Below are 24092 nucleotides of genomic sequence, written 5' to 3' on the forward strand. Positions count from 1 at the left end.
CCCGCTCGTCGGACGGGGCAAACCTGAGAAAAATAGCCTCTTTCCGCAGGATCCCCAACCACTTTTCGGAGACTCATATGCCAGGCGCCATCTACGCCGAAGGCCTGGTGAAGACCTTCGGCGACGTAAGGGCTCTGGACGGCGTCGATCTCGATGTCCCGGAGGGCACCGTCCTCGGCCTGCTCGGGCCGAACGGCGCGGGAAAGACCACCACGGTCCGCTGCCTCACCACCCTGCTCCGGCCCGACAGCGGCAAGGCCGTCGTCGCGGGCATCGACGTACTGAAGCAGCCGAACGAGGTGCGGCGCTCGATCGGCCTGTCCGGCCAGTTCGCCGCGGTCGACGAATACCTGACGGGCCGCGAGAACCTCCACATGGTCGGCCAGCTCTACCAGATGCGGTCGAAGCAGGCCAAGGTCCGCGCGGTCGAGCTGCTTGAGCAGTTCCACCTCACCGACGCCGCCGACCGCCCCGCCAAGACGTACTCCGGCGGTATGCGCCGCCGGCTCGACCTCGCGGCGGCGCTCGTCGTCTCGCCGCCGGTCATGTTCATGGACGAGCCGACGACCGGCCTCGACCCCCGCAACCGCCAGCAGCTGTGGGAGGTCATCAAGGACCTGGTCTCGGGCGGCACGACACTGCTGCTCACCACCCAGTACCTCGAAGAGGCGGACCACCTCGCGCACGAGATCGCCGTGGTCGACCACGGCCGCGTCATCGCCCGGGGAACCGCCGACCAGCTCAAGGCCCGCACCGGCGGCGAGCGCGTCGAGGTCGTCGTGCACGAGCGCGAGCACATCGAGACGGCGTCCGAGGTGCTGCGCGGCTTCGGCAAGGGCGACACCACCGTCGAGCAGCACACCCGCAAGCTGACCGTCCCCGTCACCGGTGGCGCGAAGCTCCTCGCGGAGGTCATCCGCGAGCTGGACACCCGCGGTATCGAGATCGACGACATCGGTCTGCGCCGTCCCACCCTCGACGACGTCTTCCTCTCGCTGACGGGGCACCACGCCGAGGCGGAGGACCAGGAGAACGGCACGGACGAGGACGCCAAGGTCCGCAAGAACACGAAGGAGACCGCCAAGTGAGCGCCGTCACCGACGCCGTGCGGACCGCTGCCCCGGGAGGCTCGTTCGGCCAGTCCGTCCGGGACTCCCTGGTCGTGGCCAAGCGGAACCTGATCCGGATGACCCGGATCCCCGAGATGATCCTGTTCGGGCTGATCCAGCCAGTGATGTTCGTGGTGCTGTTCACGTACGTCTTCGGCGGCTCGATGCAGATCGGGGACACCACCAATCCGGATGTCTACAAGAACTTCCTGATGGCCGGCATCTTCGCGCAGACCGTCACCTTCGCCACCGCGGGCGCCGGGGCGGGCATCGCGGACGACATGCACAAGGGCCTCATCGACCGGTTCCGCTCGCTGCCCATGGCGCGTGGTGCGGTACTGACCGGCCGCACCGTCGCGGACCTCGTCCAGACGGCCCTGACGCTGCTCGTCCTCGCGATGGTCGCGCTGCTCGTGGGCTGGCGTCCCGGCTCCATGGAGCCGACCAACTTCGGGAAGATCATGGGCGGCTTCGGCCTGCTTCTGCTGCTCGGGTACGCGTTCACCTGGATCGGCGCCTTGATCGGACTGTCCGTGCGCACCCCTGAGGCGGCGACCTCGGGTGGTCTGATCTGGCTCTTTCCGGTGACGTTCCTGTCCAACGCGTTCGTGGACTCCAGCAAGATGACGCCCTGGCTGCGCCATATCGCCGACTGGAACCCGTTCAGCGCGACCGTTCAGGCGTGCCGCAGTCTCTTCGGCGACCCCGGTCTGTCCACGTCCGGCGCCTGGCCCATGCAGCACCCGGTCTGGGCCTCGCTCATCTACTCGGTCCTGATCGTCGTCATCTTCCGGACGCTGGCGGTGCGGAAGTACCGCTCTGCGGCGGCCTGAGGCAGAGCGGCGGCCCGAGGCAGGGCGACTGCTTGAGGTGCGGTCGCGGCCGGGACTCGGTCCCGGTCCGCCCGGGACATGGTGAAGCCCCCGGAGCATGGGCACCGGGGGCTTCACCAGGGGCGACGCGCTGGACGGGTCGCGAGGCGCAGCCAGTGCGCGACGTGACGCGGGAGGAACTACGCGGCGTACGGCTTGGCCTCCAGGATCGTCACCGAGGCCAGCTTGCCGTTCGGCAGTTCGTACTCGGCGTCCTGGCCGATCTTCTTGCCGTTCACACCGGAGCCCAGCGGGGACTGCGGCGAGTATGTCTCGATGCTCGCGCTCGCGTACTCACGCGAGGCGAGCAGGAACGTGAGCGTGTCGTCCTTGTCGCCGTCGAAGGCGATGGTCACGACCATGCCGGGCGCGACCGCGCCGTCGGCCGCCGGGGCCTCGCCGACCTTGGCGTTCTCCAGGAGCTGGGTCAGCTGGCGCACACGGAGCTCCTGCTTGCCCTGCTCCTCCTTGGCCGCGTGGTACCCGCCGTTCTCGCGCAGATCGCCCTCCTCGCGCGCAGCCGCGATCTTGGCGGCGATCTCCGTGCGCGCAGGACCAGACAGGTGATCCAGCTCGGCCTTGAGCTGGTTGTACGCCTCCTGGGTCAGCCAGGTGACGTTCTCGCTGGTCTGGGTCACAGGTGCTCCTCGTAGGTACTGGGAATACAAAGCATCGCCCTACCCAGAAGAATGTTCCTTCACAGGTGGGCGAAACCACGAGCCTAACAATTCACGGCCCAAAGGGGGAGGACATAAGCCATCAGACATACGTCAACGCAGGTCAGCGGCTAGTTGTCCAGGGTGACATCCGTCAGCCGCGCGACAGGACTCAGTCCGCGTGGCAGCCGAGGAGCTCCGCGGTCGTGCCGGGGGCCGTGGTGCGCAGGGTGACGACCTTGTCGATGCGGGTGGAGTCCTGGTCGAAGCGGAAGTCCGCGCGGCCCACCTCGGCGCCGCTCTCGGCCTGCGAGCGGATCGTGCAGTAGCCGCTCGCGTCCGCGTCCTTGCGGACCTCCAGGTGCACCTTCACCGAGGTGTCCGAGAGGTCGTACGTGATGATCTCGGCGCTGATCTTGTTGCCGCCGACGTAGTAGTAGGCGAAGTAGCCGACCAGGGCGAGCAGGGCCGCCCCCAGCACCGCACCGATGATCCTGAGCCTGCGGTCGGCGCGCCCGTCCGTGGAGCGGCCGTACCGGCCCTCGGGCAGCTGCACCGTACTCATGATCGTCCTCTCCGCGGGGAGCGGGCGGGGTTCGGGCCCGGAATTATTCGCCCCCCGATTCGGTCACTATAGAAGCGCCGATCGCGCCGTTTCACACCGGGCGCCGACTTACGAGGATTGAGTCTTGACTGACCAGCTGCGACTGATGGCCGTCCACGCCCACCCCGACGACGAGTCGTCGAAGGGCGCGGCCACCATGGCGAAGTACGTGTCCGAGGGGGTGGACGTGCTGGTCGTGACCTGCACGGGCGGGGAGCGCGGCTCCATCCTCAATCCGAAGCTGCAGGGGGACAAGTACGTCGAGGAGCACATCCACGAGGTACGCAAGAAGGAGATGGACGAGGCCCGCGAGATCCTCGGAGTCAAGCAGGAGTGGCTCGGTTTCGTGGACTCGGGCCTGCCCGAGGGCGACCCGCTGCCGCCGCTGCCCGAGGGCTGCTTCGCCCTGGAGGACGTCGACAAGGCGGCCGGCGAGCTGGTCCGCAGGATCCGCGCCTTCCGTCCGCAGGTGATCACCACCTACGACGAGAACGGCGGGTATCCGCACCCGGACCACATCATGACCCACAAGATCTCGATGGTGGCGTTCGAGGGCGCTGCGGACACCGAGAAGTACCCGGAGTCGGAGTTCGGCCCGGTCTTCCAGCCGCAGAAGCTCTACTACAACCAGGGCTTCAACCGCCCGCGCACCGAGGCGCTGCACAACGCGATGCTGGAGCGCGGCCTGGAGTCGCCGTACGGGGACTGGCTGAAGCGCTGGGACGAGTTCGAGCGCACCGAGCGGATCCTGACGACGCACGTCCCGTGCGCCGACTTCTACGAGATCCGTGACAAGGCCCTCATCGCCCACGCCACGCAGATCGACCCCGACGGCGGCTGGTTCCGGGTCCCGATGGACCTCCAGCGAGAGGTCTGGCCGACCGAGGAGTACGAGCTGGCGAAGTCGCTCGTCGATACCTCCCTCCCCGAGGACGACCTCTTCGCGGGCATCCGCGACAATGCCTGACATGAGCGCAAGCCTGGCACTGACACACCTCGTCCCCCTCGCCAAGGAGGTCGACGAGAACAAGGTCACCCCCGGTGTCCTCGGCTTCATCGTCTTCGCGGTGATGGCCCTGGCCGTGTGGGGGCTGATGAAATCGATGAACCGGCAGCTGGGAAGGGTCGACTTCACGGAGGAGGCCGACCCGAAGGCGGCCACCTCCGAGCCGGAGCCGGCCGGTCCGGCCGGCTCCGGGGGGAAGACCTCGGCCGCCAAGGGGTGAGGCCCTGGGTGGTTGAGTCGACAGCATGACTCCATGACACCCAATGGGTATCATGGAGTCATGCTGTATGTGACTCCTGCCCTCACACCGAAGGACCGGCAGGTTCTCGGCGAGGTGGACACGCTGCGCGACGGACTGCGGCTCCAGGTGCGGCAGTCCCCGGCCAAGTGGACCGAAGGGCTGCGCAGGGCCCTGACGGCCCAGGCCATCGCCGGGTCCAACACCATCGAGGGCTACAAGGTCGACTCCACCGACGTCGAGGATCTGATCGACGGAGAGGAGGAGGTCGCCACCTCGGTGGAGAACAAGGCGGAGACGCTGGCCTACCAGCACGCCATGACGTACATCCAGTCGCTCCATGACGCCCCCGACTTCGCCTACTCCAAGTCTCTGCTCAATGGCTTGCACTGGATGCTGCAGGGCCATCACCACCCGGCGCGGCTCGCCGGTCAGTGGCGCAGGCGCGGAGTCTGGATCAACGAACCGGGTGACCCGGAGTCCGCCGCGTACGTCGCACCGGACGCCGAAGCCCTCCCCGGACTCATGGAAGAGCTGGTGAACTGGCTCAACGAGGGTGACCGCGACACTCATGTCCTGGTTCGGGCGGCCATGGCGCACTTCAATCTGGTCAAGATCCACCCGTGGTCCGACGGAAACGGTCGGATGTCACGCTCGCTGCAGACGCTGCTGATCGCCCGGGGCGGCTTACTGGCTCCGGAGTTCTCCTCCATCGAGGCGTGGCTGGGCAAGCCGGGCAACACCTGGGAGTACTACAAGGTCCTGAAGCGGGTCGGCGGCCCCGACTGGAACCCCGAAGCGGACACCTCGCCCTGGATTCGCTTCAACCTCCTTGCCTACCACCAGCAGTCCCAGTCGGTGAAGCACCGCATCGACCGGTCCAACCGCGCATGGATCGACCTCGCCGACCACGCCGAGCGCAAGGGCATCGACGAACGTCAGGTCACCGCCCTTCACGACGCGGCCCTGGCCGGGCGCGTGCGTCGGGCCCGCTATCAGCGTGCCGAGAACCTCAGTAACCAGCAGGCCGTTCGGGACATCCGGGCGTTGTCCGAGGCGGGACTCCTCGAATCCGTCGGCAACACCAAGGCCCGCTACTACGTGCCGGGCCCTGACTTCCCCGCCGACGTACTGGAGCGTGTCCGGCAGCCGATCCGCCTTGTGGACCCCTACGACGACTGACACCTCTCAGCGGGAGTGCTCCGCCAGAGAGAGGAGCAGGTGCGCCGACTCGGGGCGCAGATGGTCGGAGTGAGCGCCTGCGGGGCCGTTCCCCCGTGTGAAGACGCCGCTCGCGTCGACGCTGACGAAGCGGTGATCGAGAGTGTCGCGACCGTACGCCTCGTCGGCCGGAAGCATCCGGATCGACGAGACAGGTGCGGGCGCCGTCCCGATTCCCGCATACCCGACGCCGGCCCGTTTCTCGGCTCGCAGGTGCCAGAAGCCGGTGGCACGGTCGTACTGGGAGTACGTGGCCACCACCGGGCCCCGCAACGGTGCCTCGGCGAGCGCGGTGAAGGTCGTGGCGAAGGCGTCGCGCGGGGCCGCCATCTGCAACAGCAGCATCGAGTCGACCGTGAAGGGCCGGCCCGGCGGCTCCGGGGCGCTCCAGCCCAGGGTGACCGGGGCGTCCGCCGCCCACTGCACCGCCTCGCACAGGAAACGGCATCCGAAGGAGTGGCCGACGAGGTGCAGGTACTGACCCTCGCGGTTGGCGAGGACCGGTGCGGCTGACGGGTCTCCGCGGTGGGCGTCCAGGTAGCCCAGCAACCGGCCGATGACGCGGGCCGCGTGACCGTTGCCCGTACTCATGGCGTGTGCCCGGTCGCGGATGCGCCGGTAACCGCCCAGGGAGGGGAACGAACGCGAGGGCCAGCGGATGAGCACCGTCCACGGCGCGAAGCGGGGTTCCTCCGCCAGCCGGGGATACAGCTTGCTCCGCACCTCGTACTGGCTCACGGTCAGGGCCATGAGCCGTCGGACTGCCGACAGCGCCGAATCCGCGTCGGTCTGCCAGCCATGCACGTAGACGAACATATCCGTGGCCCACTCGGGAGGCGTCAGTTCCTCGGCGAAGTGGTCGCGGAGGCGGTCGGCCGGGACCGGTTCAAGACCGTTCGCGGTGTCTTCGAGCAACCAGCCGTCGGTGCCCAGGTCCACCGTCTGGACGTGCCCGCTCATATGGCGACCTCCTGGCCGCTGCCGGCGGCGGGCGCCACCGCACGCTCCAGGCGGGTGTCCATGCCGTAGTGCAGGGTGTAGGCGAAGCCCAGGGGGTTGTGCAGCTCATCCGCGAAGTGGCGGGCGACCTGGTGGGCGATGGCCCCGGCGGTCTGTTCCCCGTGGAGATAGCGAGTGAGGAACTCCAGCGCGTACTCGGCCGCGAACCGCTGCGGTATCTCTGTCTGGGGGCCCAGGACGCCCCGTGCGCCCGCCTTGATCAGCTCACCTCCAAGGTACGCGAGATCGCCCCCGCTGTCCGGGACGCCCGCGTGGCAGGCGTTCAGCAGGACGAACGGCTGAAACGGGCTGCTGTCGCCGAAGCGGCGCCGACGCTCGCGTACCGCGCGCGCGTCGATCGCGGTCTCATCGGTCAACTTGACGGTCAGGCAGGCGGGTTGGGAGCCGTTGGGGATGAAGTGGCCATGGCACCAGAAGTACATCAGATGCTCGCACAACTCGCGGTTCGCCAACGCGTTCAACAGGGCGGTGCGGGTGGTGCGTTCCGCGAAGTGGGTGTCCTTGGCGAGCAGCTCGGCCACTTCCGCGGCCCTGGTGCGACCCTTGCGGTCGACGCGGACATCGTGGTTGAGACTGACCGACGGAACGACCGGTGCGTCGCGCAGCCCGCCCATCCACGGGTAGGCGCCTCCGGTCTGCTCGATCTGGTGGCGGTGGCCGAGGAAGCGGGGAAAGAGCCCGGCGGCGTCCTGGGCATCCGCCGGTACCGGTAAGTCCTCGGGGCGCAGGCACACCATGGTCCACGGCAGATACAGCTCCGAGTCGAAGCGGACGCGCAGCCCTTCGTACGCGGCCAGCGCATCGGCGAGGTAGCTGCCGAACAGCTCCACGCGCGGATCCGTTCCGCCGAGCAGCGTGTCGAAGAGCAACTCGGAGCCAGTGAGCGCCAGTTGGTCCAGGATGGTGTACAACTCGCCCGGCGGGCGTCCGCGCAGGTCCACGAGGGACGCGTACGGACGTTCCGGTTCGTCCGGGGCGGGCCTCCCGTCCTCCGCCAACGGCCCGAAGTCCACCAGGAGTTCTTTCCAGAGACGGCTCACGCGGGCGGCGGCAGCTCTCACCTCCGCGACGCTCACATGGAGATCCGCGCGATGCACGGTGCCGTGCAGGGCGGGCACGGCGTTTCCGAACAGCCGCGCTCTGATCCGGTCCCCGGACACGATGTCGAGGCAGAGAGTCAGATCGGGTTCACGGGTCACCAGGTCGGGCAGGTCGGTGAATCCGCGGCTGGGGTCCTGGACGACGCGGACGGGAAGTTCCCTGCTCATTCGTGCTACCGCCCCCGCAACGTGCTGGCGTGCGGAGCGGCGTGGCCGCCCGGCTGGTCAGTGTCGAGGATGTCGATCTCTGTCTCCACCTGCTGGAGGACCGCGCCGGCACCTTCCAGTGTGATCGTGAACCGGATGCGATGGAGACCGGGCCGGTGCGCGGTGAAGCTGAACGCGGCGCCGTGCGCCGACTGTTCGGAGGGGCGCAGAAGAGCCGTGGCAGGCTCAACGGAGGCGCGGGTCAGCGGGACGGCGACGGCGGAGAGCCACGGTGGTCCCTCCGGTGCCGAGGCCCAGACATGCCCCTCCTCAGGAACCACGCGCAGCAGGAGCCGGGCGCTCGTGCCGGCGCCCGGGGCCTCGTCGAGAAGGGTCAGGCGGACGCGGCAGACAGGGGCGGAGGAGCGGAGCGGTGTCTCCAGGTCGGACGGTGAGTACGTCCTCTCCGCGACGCGACCGGGCACGGCCACCAGGTCGCGGGCGCCGAAGGGCACGAAGTGGTCGCCGGCCGCAGACGTCTTCCTCCAGAACTCCTCCTGGTCCGCAAGGACCTGCGCGTACCCGTGGGTGTCGAGGGGCAGCAGCGGTACGCCGTACGCGGGCCCGGTGCCCTGTTCGCGCGCCAGGCGGACCGTCTCCACCCACAGGGCGCCACCCCGGTCGTCGAGCTCGTGGAACAGTTCCTGAGCCGTGCGCAGGTGGTCGGACCGGACCTCGGGACTCTGGCTGCGCGCACCCGCCTCCAGCAGCGACCAGGCGCGTCCCTGAAGGCAGCCGAGAGGCTCGAACTCGTCCGCGATGCTCGCGAAAACGAAGCTGTCCACGGGCAAGCCGCGCGACGCCGGCCGGTGCGACACGTCGAGCAGCGCCAGGCGGTGTCGGGTCCACGCTGCACCCAGGCGGTCCTCGCATGTCTCGAAGTGGCGCAGCGCGCTCAGCAGCACCACCCGGGCGAGGTCGGGAGTTCCGTTCTTCATGTGTACGAGCCCGAGATGGTGGCATGCCCAGGCCGTTCCCCGTACGTCCTCCGACACGCTGTGCCCGGTCAGCGCGCCGCGTGCCGCGTCGGCCGCCGCCCGGGTGTCGCCCCGCAGCACATGCAGGCGCACCCTTTCGGTGGTCACCCAGTTGACGCCGCGCACGTCCCCGACCCGGTGGAAGCAATCGTTCGCCTGGTCGAGCTGATGGCTGGCTTCCTCCTCGCGGTTCGACAACAGGCTCGCGCGGGCCTGGTGCCACAGCGCCCAGCCACGCCCACGATGACAGCCGAGGGCCGTGTGCTGGTGGAGGGCCGCGACGAGCCGTTCCTCGGCTTCCCTCGGTCTTCCCTGGTCGCACAGCCGCGCGCCGTCGAGGAGCGTCAGCCAGGCCAGGTCGGACGGCGTCGGCTGGTCTCCGCCCAACAGCCCACCCGACGGCCCGGCCGGCCGGCTGGTCAGCAGACCGGTCTCGTATGCGAGAGCCGCTTCCTGGAACTCGGCCTGGTCGACCGCCCCCGAGTGGAGAAGTTCCTCCGACCGCGCCGGAAGGCCCAGCTCGCGGGCCACGGTGACGAGGGCGCCGCGCACGCCGACGGAGGGCCCCGACAGATCGGAGGCCGTCAGCCGGTGCAGGGCCAGGAGCCGGTGGACGTCTCCGTGGACGGCGAGAACCGAGGCCAGGGGATCCGCGATCCCTCGCACGGCCTCCGGAGGAACGGAGTCACCGGAGAGAAGAGTGAGGACCTTGTCCACGACGACGGCCGGCTCGGCCTGTGGCCCGGTGCTTTCCGCCCCCCGGTCGCCCTCCCGCTCCGTGAAGGGTGTTCCGGTGAGCCCGGCCGCCAGGTGTTCGATATCCTTCCGGGCCGTGTGCGTCACGGCCGCGGCAGCGCGTGCGGTGAGCGATGCCAGCAGGTCCGGCGGAACGCGGCGCCGCACCGCTTCCGCGACGGACAACGACAACGCGAAGACGTCGTCCCGGACCTCGTGGACGAGTTCACGCGCCCGGAGCGCGGGCAGTACGTCCCGCGCTCCGGGCGGAGCGTCCTCGGACTGCGCCCTTTCGGGACGGGGCAGCAGCGCCTCCACCTCACGGAGGGAGAACTCTCCGTCCGGGCAGAGCGCGAGCCCTTCCAGCAGGTTCCTTTCCGCGGGAGCGAGGCGGTCGAGAGCCAATGTGAGCAGGTCGTCCTGGCTCGGTTCGGCAGGAAGGCGCGGTGCGGGCGCCTCGTGCAGAAGGGTGCCCGCGACGCGCAGCCAGGCGGGCAGGCCCTGGGCGGCGGCCACCAGCTCCCGTCGACGGCCGGCGATGCGGAGGTCCATGGGTGCGCGGGCCGCGGCGACTTCCCTGGCGAGCGGGACGGACTGGCGTGCGCCGAACGGCTTGACCTCGTGCAGATGGGCCTTCGTGTCGCGCCAGCACGTCTCCTGCCGGGAGGTGACGATCACGCCGGCGTTCATGCGGAGGAGCCTGTCCAGCAGAGGTAGGCACACCTCGGGGGGAGCACCGTCGAGCACGACCAGGATGTCGCTCCAATTCCAATAGGTGTCCTGATCCTGCACGGCCCGGGCGAGCGACGACCGGTCGGCGTAGGGCTCCTTCAACGCCTCCAGGGCCGCCGTGAGCATGCTGTGGCGCGGAGCGGCCGACTCGGCCAGTAGCCGCAGGAGCAGCGCGTCCACATCGACGGAGTCGGCGTTCTCGTCCATCGACACCCAGTGCGTCCGCCGGTCCGAGCGACGCCGGGCCAACGCCGCCGCCAGCGCCGACTTGCCGACGCCGGGCGGTCCGTGCAGGACCACGAACGACACGTTCGCAAGCCTTGTATAGCTCTCCGAACTCTCTTTCCACACCCGGAAGCGGCCTTGTTCCCTGTTCACCATCTCCTGGGCGAGCTCGCCGACCTCCGCGTCCCGCCCCAGGAACGGCACCGGGTCCTTCGGCGGGGGCGTCGGCCTGCGCAGTACGTCGTCCATCGCTTCCCCCAACCAGCAGAGTCCGTACGGCACTTGTCATCGACGGCCCCACCATCCCAGGTTGACCGCAGCACCGTCGGCGGAACGTGCTCTTCTCACCCCAGCCCGGCCGAAACCGCCACCCCCATCACCTCCCGCGCATGCCGGTTCGGGACCATGCCGAGCCTCCAGGCCTGCCAGCCGGCCTCCAGGTCGGCGCCCCGTTCCAGGAGGAGCTGGTACGCCTCGATGTAGTCGTCCAGCTTTCCGTCGCGGGTCGGGTGGCTGGTGCGGGCGAGCTGGGTCAGTTCTTCCTGGGCCACCGCCGTGCCGACCTCCACGCCGCCCGGGGAGGCGTACGGGAGGAGCGTGCAGCGCAGGAAGCGGGCCCAGTCCTCGCCGCGGCGGTCGCCGTAGGAGGCGAAGAGGGACGCGGCCTCGTCGCAGAGGGCGAGGGCCGGCTGGGTGCGGGCGTTGCCGGCGTCGACCACCGCCAGTTCCAGGCAGGTCCAGGCCTCGCCGTGGGCGACGCCGATCCGCTGGAAGTCGGCCCGCGCGTCGACCAGGAGCTGGCGGGCGAAGCCCGAGTTCCGGAGCGAGCCCGTCTGGGCCGCACGCTGGTCGCGGGTCACCCGGGCCGAGTGGTGACGGGCGCAGGCGAGTCCGTACACGTCTCGGATGCGGGAGAACATCGTCCGCGAGCGTTCCAGTTCACGGACCGCCTGGTCGAGGTTGCCGGTCTCCTCCAGGGCCTGGCCGAGGTAGTAGACCGTCCATGCCTCGCCCCGTGAGTCCTCGTTGTCGCGGTGGCGGGAGGCCGCCTGGCGCAGGCCGTCCACCGCGGAGGACGGGTCGCCGTCGACCAGGCGGGCCCGGGCGAGCTGGGTGAGGGCCCAGGCCTCGCCGCGGGCGTCGCGCGTGCGGCCGTAGAGGTCGAGGGCCTCGCGGAGCTCGGACTCGGCGCGCGGTACGTCTCCCATGCGCAGACCCAGCTGGCCGAGCTGGAAGTGGGCCCACGCCTCGCCGTGTACGGACTCGCCCTCGCGGTGCAGGACCAGGGCCTGGGTCAGGAGGTCGAGCGCCTCGCGCAGTCTCGCGCGGTCCCGTTCCACGGCCGCCAGCGCGTGCATCGTCCAGGCGCGGTCCGCCGAGAGGTCGGGGGAGGCCTGGAGGTCCATGGCCTCCTGGAGCTTCGCCGCCGCCTCCGTGAGATTGCCCTGGTGATGGAGGGTGATCCCGAGCGAGCAGAGCGCCCGTGCGGCGCCCGCGTCGTGGTGCGCCTCGAAGTAGAGGTCCACCACGGAGGCCAGTTGCGTACGCGCCTTGTCCAGCTCGCCGAGCTGGCGGGCCGCGATGCCCGTACGCCACTGGACCGAGCGCACCAGCAGCCCCTGGTCGACGGCCTGCGTCAACTCGCTGATCTCGCCCAGGCGGTAGAGGTCGCCGCGCAGCAGGCAGTAGTCGCACAGCGCGCCCAGGAGGTTGAGCACAGTCGCCTGGTTGACGCCCTCCGCGTGCCGCAGGGCCGCCGTGATGAAGCTCGACTCGTCGTCCAGCCAGCGCAGCGCCGCGTCCAGCGAGGTGAAGCCGTGCGGGCCGAACTGGTCGGCGCGGGTGGACGTCTTGCCGTCGACCAGGCGGATCACCGAGTCCGCGAGTTCGGCGTAGTTCGCGATGAGACGTTCCTGCGCGGCCGTGCGCTCGGACGGCTCCTCCTCGTCGAGGAGGCGGGCCTGTGCGAAGGCGCGTACGAGGTCGTGCAGGCGGTAGCGGCTGCCGCGGACGTGGTCGATGAGGCCCGCGCGGGACAGGGCCTCCAGGTGGCGGGTCGCCTCCGGTTCGTCCGTCGCGAGCAGGGCGGCCGCCGCGGCCGCGCCCAGCGAGGCGCGGCCCGCCAGCGCGAGCCGTCGCAGCAGCCGCCGTGCCGTGTCCGACTGGTCGGTGTAGCGCAGCCACAGCACCCGCTCGACCGGCTCGACCGGGCCGTACGCCGCGAGGTCGGTGGCGAGCCGGCTCGGCGTACGCGGGCCGAGGGACGAGCCCGCGACGCGCAGCGCCAGCGGGAGGCCGCCGCACAACTCCCGTACCAGGTCGGTCGATTCGGCGTCGTACGGGGCCGAACTGTCCTGTGCCGCCGCCTTCAGGAGCTCCTCGGCGCCGGGCGCGGTCAGCGGCTCGACCGCCAGCTGGTGCACCCAGGCGGGGAGGTCGGCGGGCAGGTCGAGGGGTTTGCGGGCGGTGACCACGACGAGGCTGTCGGAGCGCTCGGGCACGAGCGTGCGCACCTGCTCCACATCGCTCGCGTCATTGAGCACGATCGTCACCGGGAGGCCGGTCAGATGCTTGTGGTAGAGCTCGGACAGCCGCCTGACCTGCTGATCCTGCGAGGAACGCTCACGGAACAGCAGCTGCTCGCGGGGCGCGCCGAGCCGGTTGAGCAGGTGCAGCAGCGCGTCGCGGGTCGTCAGCGGCGACTCCTCGGGGCTGTCGCCGCGCAGGTCCACCACGCACGCGCCGCGGAACTGGTCCTTCAGCTCGTGCGCCGCCCGGACGGCGAGGGTGCTGCGGCCGGAGCCGGGCGCGCCGTACAGCACGACCACCGTCGGTTTGGTCTCCGTGCTCGCACGGGCCGCGTGCACCCACTGCGCGACGCGCAACAGCTCCTGGCGACGGCCCGCGAACGGCCCGACCGGCTCGGGAAGTTGGCCGAACGACTGCTCCAGGACACTCCGTCTGCGGGCCGCCGCGCTCTTGTCCGTACGCCGAAGCTGGGGCGCCCCCTTCTTCGCGCCGGTGGACGCGATGAGGACGCGCTGCTGGTCGAAGAACGGCCGGATACCGCGCACCTCCAGGGCGGTCAGCCATGCCAGGCGCAGCTGTTCCGGGCCGCCGGGCTGGCCGAGGGCCCCCGCCCGGCGGCTCGCGGCCGGCAGATGGGAGGCCGTCACCTTCGCCACCGTGGCCGCGGCGCCCGCGACGCCGACGACCGCGCCGGCGGCCACCGCCGTGCCCGTGCCGATGCCGAGCGCCAGGTCCGCGACGACGGCCGCGAGCGCGGCAACCGCGGCCACCAGCAGGGGAGTTCCGGCGCCCTCGCGGGCGTACCGCTGGCCGAAGGTGAGCCGGCCCGCCTCCGCCTCGTCCAGCGCCGAGGTGAATGCCTCGTACTCCTCCGTGGCGGTCTGGGCCATGGTGTCGAGAGAGGACCTTGCCCGCGACAGCAGCGCGCCCCCGTCGGCCCGCCCGCCCGAACGCCGGACCTCCTCCTCCACGGCCCGCACCAACAGCCGTTCGGCCTCCGCCCGATGGCTGTCCCGCATATCGCGTCCCCCTCCGCCGGTAACGGCTTTCTTGGTCAAGTGTCCTGCGGATGGGCGGGGAAGGCGAGAGACGCAGCCTCTGTCATGTCCACGCCCATCCGGAATGCGTCGGACCCATCACCTACCCCCGGCGCGCACGGGTGATCCGCATTGCCCACCGGGTACTGCGGCAGGATGGACCCCATGCCGAACCGACTGGCCCATGAGACGTCCCCCTACCTCCTCCAGCACGCCGACAACCCCGTCGACTGGTGGCCCTGGTCGGCCGACGCCTTCGAGGAGGCACGCAGGAGCGGCAAACCCGTGCTGCTGAGCGTCGGGTACAGCAGCTGTCACTGGTGCCACGTCATGGCGCACGAGTCGTTCGAGGACCAGGAGACCGCCGACTACCTCAACGCGCACTTCGTGAGCGTCAAGGTCGACCGGGAGGAGCGGCCCGACGTCGACGCCGTCTACATGGAGGCCGTGCAGGCGGCGACCGGGCAGGGCGGCTGGCCCATGACGGTCTTCCTCACGCCCGACGCCGAGCCGTTCTACTTCGGCACCTACTTCCCGCCCGCGCCCCGGCAGGGCATGCCGTCCTTCCGGCAGGTCCTCGAAGGCGTGCACAGCGCGTGGACCGACCGGCGGGACGAGGTCACGGAGGTCGCCGAGAAGATCGTGCGGGACCTGGCGGGCCGGGAGATCGCGTTCGGTGACACCCAGGTGCCCGGCGAGGAGGATCTCGCGGGTGCACTGCTCGGCCTCACCCGGGACTACGACGCGGGCCACGGCGGCTTCGGCGGCGCGCCCAAGTTCCCGCCGTCGATGGCGATCGAGTTCCTGCTGCGGCACCACGCCCGCACCGGCGCCGAGGGCGCGCTGCAGATGGCCGCCGACACCTGCGAGCGGATGGCCCGCGGCGGCATCTACGACCAGCTCGCCGGCGGCTTCGCCCGCTACTCCGTCGACCGCGAGTGGGTCGTGCCCCACTTCGAGAAGATGCTGTACGACAACGCCCTGCTGTGCCGGGTGTACGCGCACCTGTGGCGGGCCACAGGGTCCGACCTCGCCCGTCGTGTCGCCCTGGAGACCGCCGACTTCATGGTCCGTGAACTCCGCACGAACGAGGGCGGGTTCGCCTCCGCGCTCGACGCCGACAGCGACGACGGGAACGGGAAGCACGTCGAGGGCGCGTACTACGTCTGGACGCCTGCGCAGCTGCGCGAGGTCCTTGGCGAGCGGGACGCCGAACTCGCCGCCGACCACTTCGGCGTGACCGAGGAGGGCACCTTCGAGCAGGGGGCCTCCGTCCTCCAGCTCCCGCAGAGCGAGGGCGTGTTCGACGCGGAGCGGATCGCCTCCATCCGTGCGCGGCTCCTCGAAGCGCGCGGCGAACGCCCCGCCCCCGGCCGGGACGACAAGGTCGTCGCCGCCTGGAACGGTCTCGCCGTCGCCGCCCTCGCCGAGACCGGCGCGTACTTCGACCGCCCCGACCTGATCGAGGCGGCACTCGGCGCCGCCGACCTCCTCGTCCGGCTCCACCTGGACGAGCACGCCCGGCTCGCCCGCACCAGCAAGGACGGTCGCGTCGGCGCCAACGCGGGTGTGCTGGAGGACTACGCGGACGTCTCGGAGGGCTTCCTCGCGCTCGCCTCGGTGACCGGTGAGGGCGTCTGGCTGGAATTCGCCGGTTTCCTGCTCGACCACGTCCTCGTGCAGTTCACCGACGAGGAGTCAGGAACGCTGTACGACACGGCCGCCGACGCCGAGAAGCTCATCCGCCGCCCGCAGGATCCGACCGACAACGCCACGCCCTCCGGCTGGAGCGCGGCCGCCGGTGCTTTGCTCAGCTACGCCGCCCAGACCGGAGCCGACCCCCACCGGGCCGCCGCGGAGCGGGCGTTGGGCGTCGTCAAGGCGCTCGGTCCGCGCGCCCCGCGCTTCATCGGCTGGGGTCTCGCCACGGCCGAGGCGCTGCTCGACGGGCCGCGTGAGGTGGCAGTCGTGGGACCGGTCGACGATCCGGCGACCAAGGAGCTCCACCGGGCCGCCCTCCTCGCCACCGCGCCCGGCGCGGTCGTCGCCGTGGGCGCTCCTGACAGTGACGAACTGCCTTTGCTCGCGGAACGATTGCTTGTGGGCGGTGAACCGACGGCGTATGTCTGCCGTAACTTCACATGTGACGCTCCGACGACCGATGTCGACCGTCTCCAGGAGGCTCTGGGGCGCTGAGCGGCGAGAACACCTGCTCACGGGGGTTAATGTGCGCATGTGTTCGGGTACGCCCCACAAGTAGACCGACCATTCCGAAACACGTTATTTATCAGAACAGTTCCCGGACTTCACAGAACCCCCTTAGTCTCTCCACCGGGACGCGACAGGAGTGACTCGCTGTCGCGACAGGGGGTTTTGGGGATCTGGGGGGATCTGTTGCTTACGTCTGTGCTCATTGCTGCCGTTTCGCTTGCCCTTTTCGGGATGGCTGCCTTCACTCTGTGGTGGCAGATGCACGCGTGGCGTACGCCCGAAGTGCTCGCCTCCACGCGGTTCAGCAGTCCCGACGGTGGTGAACACCTGTCGTTCTCGCTGCTGTTGCCGGCGAGGCACGAGCAGGCGGTGCTCGACCACACCATCCAGCGACTGCTGGAATCCAGCCACACCGACTTCGAGATCATCGTGATCGTCGGCCACGACGACCCGGAGACCACCGAGGTGGCCTGCGAGGCCGCGGAGCGCGACCCGCGCGTACGCGTCGTCGTCGACACCCACGAGAAGAAGAACAAACCGAAGGCCATGAACACGGCGTTGCCGCACTGTCGCGGTGACGTCGTCGGAGTCTTCGACGCCGAGGACCAGGTCCACCCGGAGCTCCTCGCGCACGTCGACCACGCCTTCCGGTCGACCGACGCGGACGTCGTCCAGGGCGGCGTCCAGCTCATCAACTTCAACTCCAGCTGGTACAGCCTGCGCAACTGCCTGGAGTACTTCTTCTGGTTCCGCTCGCGGCTCCACCTGCACGCGCAGAAAGGTTTCATTCCGCTCGGCGGCAACACCGTCTTCGTCCGCACGGACGTCCTGCGGGCCGCCGACGGCTGGGACCCCGACTGCCTCGCCGAGGACTGCGACCTGGGCGTGCGGCTCTCCAGCATCGGCAAGAAGGTCGTCGTCGCGTACGACTCCGACATGGTGACCAAGGAGGAGACCCCCGGCAGCCTGATGTCGCTGCTCAAGCAGCGCACCCGCTGGAACCAGGGCTTCCTGCAGGTCTACCGGAAGAAGGACTGGAAGCAGCTGCCCGGCTTCGGCCAGCGGCTGCTCGCCCGCTACACGCTGATGACGCCGTACCTCCAGGCGATCTCCGGCGTGATCATCCCGCTCAACGTGGCCGTCGCGCTCTTCCTCGACGTCCCGGTCGGCATCGCGTTCATCACCTTCCTGCCGGCCGTCACCGCCTTCGTCACCTTCGTCTTCGAGCTTGTCGGACTGCACGACTTCGGCAAGCAGTACGGGCTTCGCGTCCGATTCGTCCACTACCTCAAGCTCATCGTCGGCGGCCCCTTCTACCAGGTGCTCCTCGCCGGAGCGGCCGTCCGTGCCGTGTGGCGTGAGCAACGGGGCCGGAACGACTGGGAGCTGACCAGCCATGTCGGCGCACATCTCACCGATGTCGGGGCCGCCCGTGCCCCCGAAGCCACTGAAGCCACCGTTGCCGCGGCCGTAGCGACCCGCGGGTCCCGAGAGGACGTTCCTGCGTGACCTCCACCCTTCCCGCGGTGACCACCCCAACGGTCCCCGCGCAGCGGACACCTGTCCCCAAGACCGGTTCGACCCCTCGAACGACCCCGCTCCCGTCCCGCCTGCACACCTCGCGCGCCGACCTGATCCTGTGCGGCGTACTCCTCGTGGTTGTCATGACCGTGCAGGGCTGGAACATCGCCGACTACCCGGCGCTCAGCGACGACGAGGGCACCTACCTCGCCCAGGCCTGGTCCGTGCAGCAGGGCGAGGGGCTCGCCCACTACACGTACTGGTACGACCACCCGCCGCTCGGCTGGATACAGATAGCCCTGCTGACCTGGATACCGTCCCTGATCAGCCCCGAGTCGATGACGGTCGGCTCGATGCGGATCGTGATGCTCCTGGTCAGCGCCGTCAGCGCGGTCCTCGTCTACGTACTGGCCCGCCGCCTGTGGCTGCCCCGCTGGGCGGCCGGGCTCGCGATGCTGCTCTTCGGGCTCTCGCCGCTGTCCGTGGTCCTCCAGCGGGAGATCTTCCTCGACAACATCGCGGTGATGTGGACGCTGGTGGCCTTCTGCCTCGCCGCCTCTCCGAGCCGCCATCTCTGGCACCACTTCGGGGCGGGCCTCGCGGCCGCGGCGGCCGTCCTCACCAAAGAGACGATGATCTTCGTCCTGCCCGCGGTGATGATCACGATGTGGCGCCACAGCCACCGCGACACCCGCAAGTTCGCGCTCACCGGAGCCATCACGGCCTGCGTGCTGATCGGCCTGTCGTACCCGCTCTTCGCCCTCCTCAAGGGCGAGCTCTTCCCCGGCGGCGGACATGTGTCGCTGTGGGACGGCCTCGAATACCAGCTGACCAGGCCCGGTTCGGGCTTCATCCTCGACCAGGGCTCCGGCTCGTACGGGGTCCTGCAGTCCTGGCTCTACTACGACCGCGTGCTGCCCCTCGGCGGCCTCGCGGGCGCGCTGCTCCTCCTGGTCACCTGGCGCTGGTCGGTGACCGCACGGGCCCTCGCCGGACCCGCGTTCACCGTCGCCATCCTCGCGCTGGTGGCCCTGCGCCCGACCGGCTACCTGCCCGCGATGTACGTCATCCAGGCACTGCCGTTCCTCGCGCTCGTCCTCGCCGGAGGCGCCGCGAGCGTCGCGCACGGGGTGCTGCGCAGGTGGCGGAGCACCGACGAGAGGGAGTACGTCACCCGCGCCCGGTACGCGGTCGCGGCGCTGCTCGTCGCGGCCTCGGCGGCATACGTCGTGCCACGCTGGTACGACGGCGACCGCACCGCCGTGACCGCCGACGCCAACGCCCCCTACCGGGCGGCCTCCAAGTGGCTGGCCACCGAGGTCGACAACCCGGAGGACACCCGCGTCCTCGTCGACGACGCACTCTGGCTCGACCTCGTGCACGCCGGCTACGAGCCCGGACTCGGCGTCATCTGGTTCTACAAGGCCGACCTCGACCCCGCGGTGACCAAGACGATGCCGCGCGGCTGGCGCGACATCGACTACGTCGTCGCCTCCCCGACCGTGCGGCGCGACGCGGCCGACCTGCCCAACGTCAAGCAGGCGATGAAGCATTCGACCCCCGTCGCCACCTTCGGCAAGGGCCCGGACCGGATCGAGATCCGGCAGGTCAGGGGCGGCTCCACGGCAAGCACGACGGGCACGGCCGACACCGCCGACTCGGCGACCACCGGAGGCGACCGATGACGTACGAGTCCACCGTCCCGGGGGAGTTGCACGACCCCGCCCTGCGCGCGGCCTCCACCGTTCCCGAACCGGGCGCCGTCACCATCGTCGTGCCGACCTTCAACGAGTCCGCGAACATCCGGGAGTTGCTGCACCGGATCACCGAGTCGGTGCCCTCGCGGCTGCCCTGCGAGGTCGTGTTCGTGGACGACTCCACCGACGACACGCCCGAGGTGATCCGGGACGCGGCGCGGGACTGCCCGTTCCCGGTGACCGTGCTGCACCGCGAGACCCCGGTCGGCGGGCTCGGCGGCGCGGTCGTCGAGGGCATCCGGGCCGCGAGCTCCGACTGGATCGTCGTCATGGACGGCGACCTCCAGCATCCGCCGTCCCTGGTACCGGAGTTGGTGGCCGCGGGCGAGCGCGAGCACGCCGGACTCGTCGTCGCCTCCCGCTACATCAAGGGCGGCAGCCGCGCCGGCCTCGCGGGCGGCTACCGCATCGCCGTCTCACGCGGCGCGACCTTGCTGACGAAGACGCTGTTCCCGCGCCGCCTGCACGGCATCAGCGACCCGATGAGTGGCTTCTTCGCCATCCGCCGCAGCGCGGTCACCGCCGACGTCCTCAAGCCGCTCGGCTACAAGATCCTCCTCGAAATGGCCGTACGTGCCCGCCCGCGCCAGGTCACCGAGGTGCCGTTCGTCTTCCAGGACCGGTTCGCGGGCGAGTCCAAGTCGACCGCCAAGGAGGGCATCCGCTTCCTGCGGCACCTCGCCGGGCTGCGCACCGCCTCACCGGTCGCCCGCATGGTGGTGTTCGGGCTGATCGGCGCGACCGGGTTCCTGCCGAACCTCGCCGCGCTGTGGGCCCTGACGGCCGCCGGGATGCACTACCTGCCCGCGGAGATCGTCGCCAACCAGTTCGGCGTCGCCTGGAACTTCCTGCTCATCGAGCACCTCTGCTTCCGGGACCGCCGGCAGCACCGGCGCTGGTGGGACCGCGTGGGCCGGTTCGCGCTGCTGGCCAACGCCGACCTGGTGCTGCGGATCCCGCTCATCGCGCTGTTCGTGGGCCAGTTCGGGATGTCCGTCCTCGGCGCCACCGCACTCGCCCTGGTCACCACCTTCGTCCTGCGGTTCGCGGGCACGGAGGCCCTCGTCTATCTGCCGCGGAAGGGAGGGCGCGCAGGGAACACGACGGCCGTCGAGACCGGCCGTCACGCAGGGAGCCGCACAGCAAGGAGAACCAGCTGATGTTCAGTAGACCCGCTTCGAAGTTCAGAAGACCTGCCCGCTCCGGACGACCCGCCCGCCCTCGCCGCCGTACCGCCCTGCTGGCCGTGGGCGCCCTCACCTCAGGGCTGCTCCTCATCGCACCGCAGCCCGCCTCCGCCGCCAACCTCGTGAAGAACCCCGGCTTCGAGACCGCGGGCACGGGCGACATGCCGTACTGCTGGGAGAAGTCCGGCTGGGGCGACAACGACTTCACCTTCTCCACCGTGGCCGACGCCCACTCCGGCTCCAAGGCCATGAAGGTCGAACTGACCCGCCGCACCGAGGGCGACCGCAAGGCGCTGATCACCGAGTCCGCCGAGTGCGCGCCGGTCGTCAGTGTCGGCAAGCAGTACGACCTCGGGCTCTGGTACAAGTCGACGACCCCGGACACCTCGCTCACCCTCTTCCGGCACGACGCGACCGCCGGCTGGCAGTACTGGACCGACCTCAAGACCCTGCCGATCAGCGGCAGCTGGGCCGAGGCCACGGTCCGTACGCCCGAGGTCCCCGCGGGCACCGACCGCATCAGCTGGGGCGTCTCCGTCTACGGCACCGGCGCGGTGACCACCGACGACTACACGATGGACCAGGTCGCCGACCCGATCCCCGACCCCGTGTGCACCGGCACGGCCGAGGAGTGCGCCAACGGCAGGTGGGACGTGCTGCCCACGCAGAACCCCGTCCGCTCCATGCACTCCGTCGTGCTCAACAACGGCAAGGTGCTGCTGATCGCGGGCTCCGGCAACAGCGAGGAGATGTTCAACGCGGGCACGTTCACCAGCGCGGTCTACGACCCGGTGAACGGCACGTACAAGCAGATCCCCACGCCCAAGGACATGTTCTGCGCCGGGCATGTGCAGTTGCAGGACGGCCGGGTCCTCGTGATGAGCGGCAACAAGGGCTATCCGTCCGCCGACGGCACGATCGGCTACCAGGGCTACAAGGACTCGTACATCTTCGACCCGGTCACCGAGACGTACAGCAAGACGAACGACATGAACGACGGTCACTGGTACCCGTCGGCGACGATCCTCGGCAACGGTGACGTGATCTCCTTCGGCGGGCTGAAGGAGGACTCGACCGGGTCCGTGACGGCCGAGCGCTGGTCGGCCGCCGAGAACAAGTGGCTGCCGCTGTGGCAGGTCAACCAGACCTGGTCGTACTGGGGTCTGTACCCGTCGATGGTCCTGATGCAGGACGGCCGCCTCTTCTACACGGGCAGCCACACCTTCGGCAACAACATCCCCGGCACGGGTTCGGCGATCTACGACTACGACGCCAACACCACCACCGAGGTGCCCGGCCTGCAGAGCAAGGACGAGCGCGACCAGTCGGCGAGCGTGCTGCTGCCCCCGGCCCAGGACCAGAAGGTCCTCACCATCGGCGGCGGCAACATCGACTCGAACCCCGACGCGAACCGGCTCACGGACATCATCGACCTGAAGTCCGCCAACCCCGCGTACGTTGCCGGGCCGCCGCTCCCGCAGGGCACCGTCGACCTGGGCAACGGCAAGATCCCGCAGACCGGCAACCAGGGCAAGATGTACGTGTCCACCGTGCTGCTGCCCGACGGGAAGGTCCTGGAGACCGGCGGCGCCCTGCACAACCGCGCCAACCCGGTCTACGAGTCGTCGATCTTCGACCCGGCGACGGAGACCTTCGACCCGGTGGCCGCCGACCCCGAGGCACGCGGCTACCACTCCTCCGCGTTCCTGCTCCCCGACGGCCGTGTGATGGCGACCGGTGACAACCCGGGCAACGGCTCCTGGAACCACAACGTGTCGATCTACACCCCGCCGTACCTCCTCAAGGGCGCCCGCCCGACGATCACTTCGGTGATCGACAACGAGTGGACGTACGGTGACACGCAGCGCATCACGGTCGACCGGCCCATCGCCAAGGCGGAGCTGATCCGCCCGGCCGCGGTGACGCACTCGTCCGACCCGAACCAGCGCTTCGTGGACCTGCCGCTCTCCGTCGACGGCAACAACGTCGACCTGAACGTGACGAGCAACCCCAACCTGGCCCCGCCCGGCTGGTACATGCTCTTCGCGGTCGACGCCAACGGCGTGCCGTCGGTGGCGAAGTGGGTCCACCTCCAGGGCCCGTCCGCCATGGCGGCGGCCGGGGACACCCCCTCGGCGCACGAGCACTCCTTCGCGGACTCCCTCGAAGGCAAGGTCAAGAAGCCGGGCAAGAAGCGCGCCTCGGCCAAGGTCAGCCCGACCGTCGCGGGCTGCGACCGCCACTACGGCTCCGCCAACGTCTGTGTCCCGACGGTCTTCCCCGACGAGGTCAAGAAGACGACGGCGGCCCGCTGCGCCTGGCTGAAGGAGAACGACTACGGTCGCCTCAAGATCAACGGCAAGGACGACCCGCTGCGTCTGGACCGCAACAAGGACGGGGTGGCGTGCGGGAAGGGTGATGTGACGAGGCGCTGAGTCCGCCTTCGTGAGTCGGTGATTTCGTGAGACGCGGTTGCCCCCGCCCCTTTCAGAGGACGGGGGCAACCGCCTTCTCCTGCTACTCGCCTCGCGGCGTGAGCCCGTGCTCCAGGACGTCCAGGGCGCGGTCGACGAGACCGGCGAAGTCGTCCTCGTGGTCGTGCTGGGCCCAGTAGAGGGACACCTCCATCAGGCCGCCGATGAGGGACATCGCGAAGACGCGTACCTCGAAGCTGTCGGGGCCCCGGCCGGTGCGCTCGCCGATGACCTGGCAGAGCAGATGGCTCGTGACCGACATGCTCTCCATCATCCGCGAGCGCACGGCGGGCACCTCGGCCATCAGCCTGGTCCGCAGCCGGGTGACCTCGGCGTCCTCGGCCATCCCGAGAACCACGGCCTTCCCCAGTACGTGCCGGAGAGAGTCCATCGGCGGCTCGTCCGCCGGCCGTGCCCGCAGCTCCGCCTCCAGCAGCGGGTCGTACTCGTCCGTGAGGACGATGTCCTCCTTGGTCGGGAAGTAACGGAAGACCGTGGACGGCGACACCTCGGCGAGCTCGGCGATCTGCTCGATCGTCGTGGCGTCGTACCCCTGCTCCTCGATCAGCCGGTAGGTCGCGTCACGGATCGCCGTCCGTGTCTTGATCTTCTTCCGCTCACGAAGTCCCAGCTGGGGGCGGTCGGCGGGGATGGAGCTGCGTGCGGCCGTCATG

Annotated in this window: 17 protein-coding genes; 10 read left to right on the plus strand and 7 right to left on the minus strand. The window is 69.9% G+C overall.

From position 1 onward, the window contains the following. The first annotated feature begins 77 nt into the window (after window positions 1-77). Entirely contained in the window at window positions 78-1088 is a 1011-nt protein-coding gene (locus tag ACZ5VQ_RS05045) for an ATP-binding cassette domain-containing protein (protein ID WP_469103730.1), read from the plus strand. Further along, entirely contained in the window at window positions 1085-1942 is an 858-nt protein-coding gene (locus ACZ5VQ_RS05050; protein WP_200396144.1) for an ABC transporter permease, read from the plus strand. Before ACZ5VQ_RS05045 ends, ACZ5VQ_RS05050 begins: the two co-directional genes overlap by 4 nt. 179 nt (window positions 1943-2121) lie before the next feature. Here the strand turns inward: ACZ5VQ_RS05050 and greA are convergent, their stop codons facing one another. Together greA and ACZ5VQ_RS05060 are read right to left on the minus strand one after the other, a co-directional pair. Next, window positions 2122-2619: a transcription elongation factor GreA gene (gene greA / locus ACZ5VQ_RS05055; protein ID WP_307521834.1), complete on the minus strand. Its 498-nt coding sequence runs from the start codon at window positions 2617-2619 to the stop codon at window positions 2122-2124. A 190-nt stretch (window positions 2620-2809) separates the two neighbouring features. Beyond that, entirely contained in the window at window positions 2810-3202 is a 393-nt protein-coding gene (locus ACZ5VQ_RS05060) for a DUF4307 domain-containing protein (RefSeq protein WP_359729858.1), read from the minus strand. A gap of 124 nt (window positions 3203-3326) precedes the next feature. On the opposite strand from ACZ5VQ_RS05060, the gene mca reads away from it, so the two are divergent. From mca to ACZ5VQ_RS05075, 3 genes are read left to right on the plus strand one after another with little or no spacing between them, the layout of a single operon-like run. Next, the gene (gene mca, locus ACZ5VQ_RS05065) at window positions 3327-4208 is read left to right on the plus strand and encodes a mycothiol conjugate amidase Mca (RefSeq protein WP_362072067.1); all 882 of its coding nucleotides are present in this window, start codon (window positions 3327-3329) and stop codon (window positions 4206-4208) included. Further along, window positions 4201-4467: a hypothetical protein gene (locus tag ACZ5VQ_RS05070; protein WP_469103731.1), complete on the plus strand. Its 267-nt coding sequence runs from the start codon at window positions 4201-4203 to the stop codon at window positions 4465-4467. Before mca ends, ACZ5VQ_RS05070 begins: the two co-directional genes overlap by 8 nt. Window positions 4468-4527: 60 nt before the next feature. Next, complete coding sequence (locus ACZ5VQ_RS05075; RefSeq protein WP_469103732.1) at window positions 4528-5667, plus strand: Fic family protein; 1140 nt, start codon at window positions 4528-4530, stop codon at window positions 5665-5667. A gap of 6 nt (window positions 5668-5673) precedes the next feature. On the opposite strand, the gene ACZ5VQ_RS05080 is transcribed toward ACZ5VQ_RS05075, so the two are convergent. From ACZ5VQ_RS05080 to ACZ5VQ_RS05095, 4 genes are all read right to left on the minus strand, one after another. Then, window positions 5674-6666 (minus strand): hypothetical protein, encoded by a 993-nt coding sequence (locus ACZ5VQ_RS05080; RefSeq protein WP_469103733.1) that lies wholly within the window; start codon window positions 6664-6666, stop codon window positions 5674-5676. Continuing rightward, window positions 6663-7994 carry a CHAT domain-containing protein gene (locus ACZ5VQ_RS05085; RefSeq protein WP_469103734.1) on the minus strand — a complete coding sequence of 444 codons (1332 nt, stop codon included), beginning with the start codon at window positions 7992-7994 and terminating at the stop codon, window positions 6663-6665. The genes ACZ5VQ_RS05080 and ACZ5VQ_RS05085 overlap by 4 nt, the downstream gene beginning before the upstream one ends. A gap of 5 nt (window positions 7995-7999) precedes the next feature. Further along, complete coding sequence (locus ACZ5VQ_RS05090) at window positions 8000-10951, minus strand: serine/threonine-protein kinase (protein WP_469103735.1); 2952 nt, start codon at window positions 10949-10951, stop codon at window positions 8000-8002. A 95-nt stretch (window positions 10952-11046) separates the two neighbouring features. Next, window positions 11047-14250, minus strand: coding sequence for a tetratricopeptide repeat protein (locus ACZ5VQ_RS05095; RefSeq protein ID WP_469103736.1), 3204 nt, complete (start codon window positions 14248-14250; stop codon window positions 11047-11049). Window positions 14251-14433: 183 nt separating this feature from the next. On the opposite strand from ACZ5VQ_RS05095, the gene ACZ5VQ_RS05100 reads away from it, so the two are divergent. From ACZ5VQ_RS05100 to ACZ5VQ_RS05120, 5 genes are all read left to right on the plus strand, one after another. Continuing rightward, window positions 14434-16464 (plus strand): thioredoxin domain-containing protein, encoded by a 2031-nt coding sequence (locus tag ACZ5VQ_RS05100; RefSeq protein ID WP_469103737.1) that lies wholly within the window; start codon window positions 14434-14436, stop codon window positions 16462-16464. A 198-nt stretch (window positions 16465-16662) separates the two neighbouring features. Then, complete coding sequence (locus ACZ5VQ_RS05105; protein ID WP_469103738.1) at window positions 16663-17988, plus strand: glycosyltransferase; 1326 nt, start codon at window positions 16663-16665, stop codon at window positions 17986-17988. Beyond that, the gene (locus ACZ5VQ_RS05110) at window positions 17985-19685 is read left to right on the plus strand and encodes an ArnT family glycosyltransferase (protein WP_469103739.1); all 1701 of its coding nucleotides are present in this window, start codon (window positions 17985-17987) and stop codon (window positions 19683-19685) included. The genes ACZ5VQ_RS05105 and ACZ5VQ_RS05110 overlap by 4 nt, the downstream gene beginning before the upstream one ends. Next, window positions 19682-20917, plus strand: coding sequence for a glycosyltransferase (locus ACZ5VQ_RS05115; RefSeq protein ID WP_469103740.1), 1236 nt, complete (start codon window positions 19682-19684; stop codon window positions 20915-20917). The genes ACZ5VQ_RS05110 and ACZ5VQ_RS05115 overlap by 4 nt, the downstream gene beginning before the upstream one ends. Beyond that, a complete protein-coding gene (locus ACZ5VQ_RS05120) occupies window positions 20917-23379 on the plus strand; it encodes a galactose oxidase-like domain-containing protein (protein WP_469103741.1) in 2463 nt (820 codons plus the stop codon). Before ACZ5VQ_RS05115 ends, ACZ5VQ_RS05120 begins: the two co-directional genes overlap by 1 nt. Before the next feature lie 82 nt (window positions 23380-23461). On the opposite strand, the gene ACZ5VQ_RS05125 is transcribed toward ACZ5VQ_RS05120, so the two are convergent. After that, on the minus strand, window positions 23462-24091 hold the full coding sequence (locus ACZ5VQ_RS05125; RefSeq protein ID WP_469103742.1) for a TetR/AcrR family transcriptional regulator: 630 nt from the start codon (window positions 24089-24091) through the stop codon (window positions 23462-23464). Window position 24092: the final 1 nt, after the last annotated feature.

Source organism: Streptomyces sp. NPDC033178, assembly GCF_055577685.1.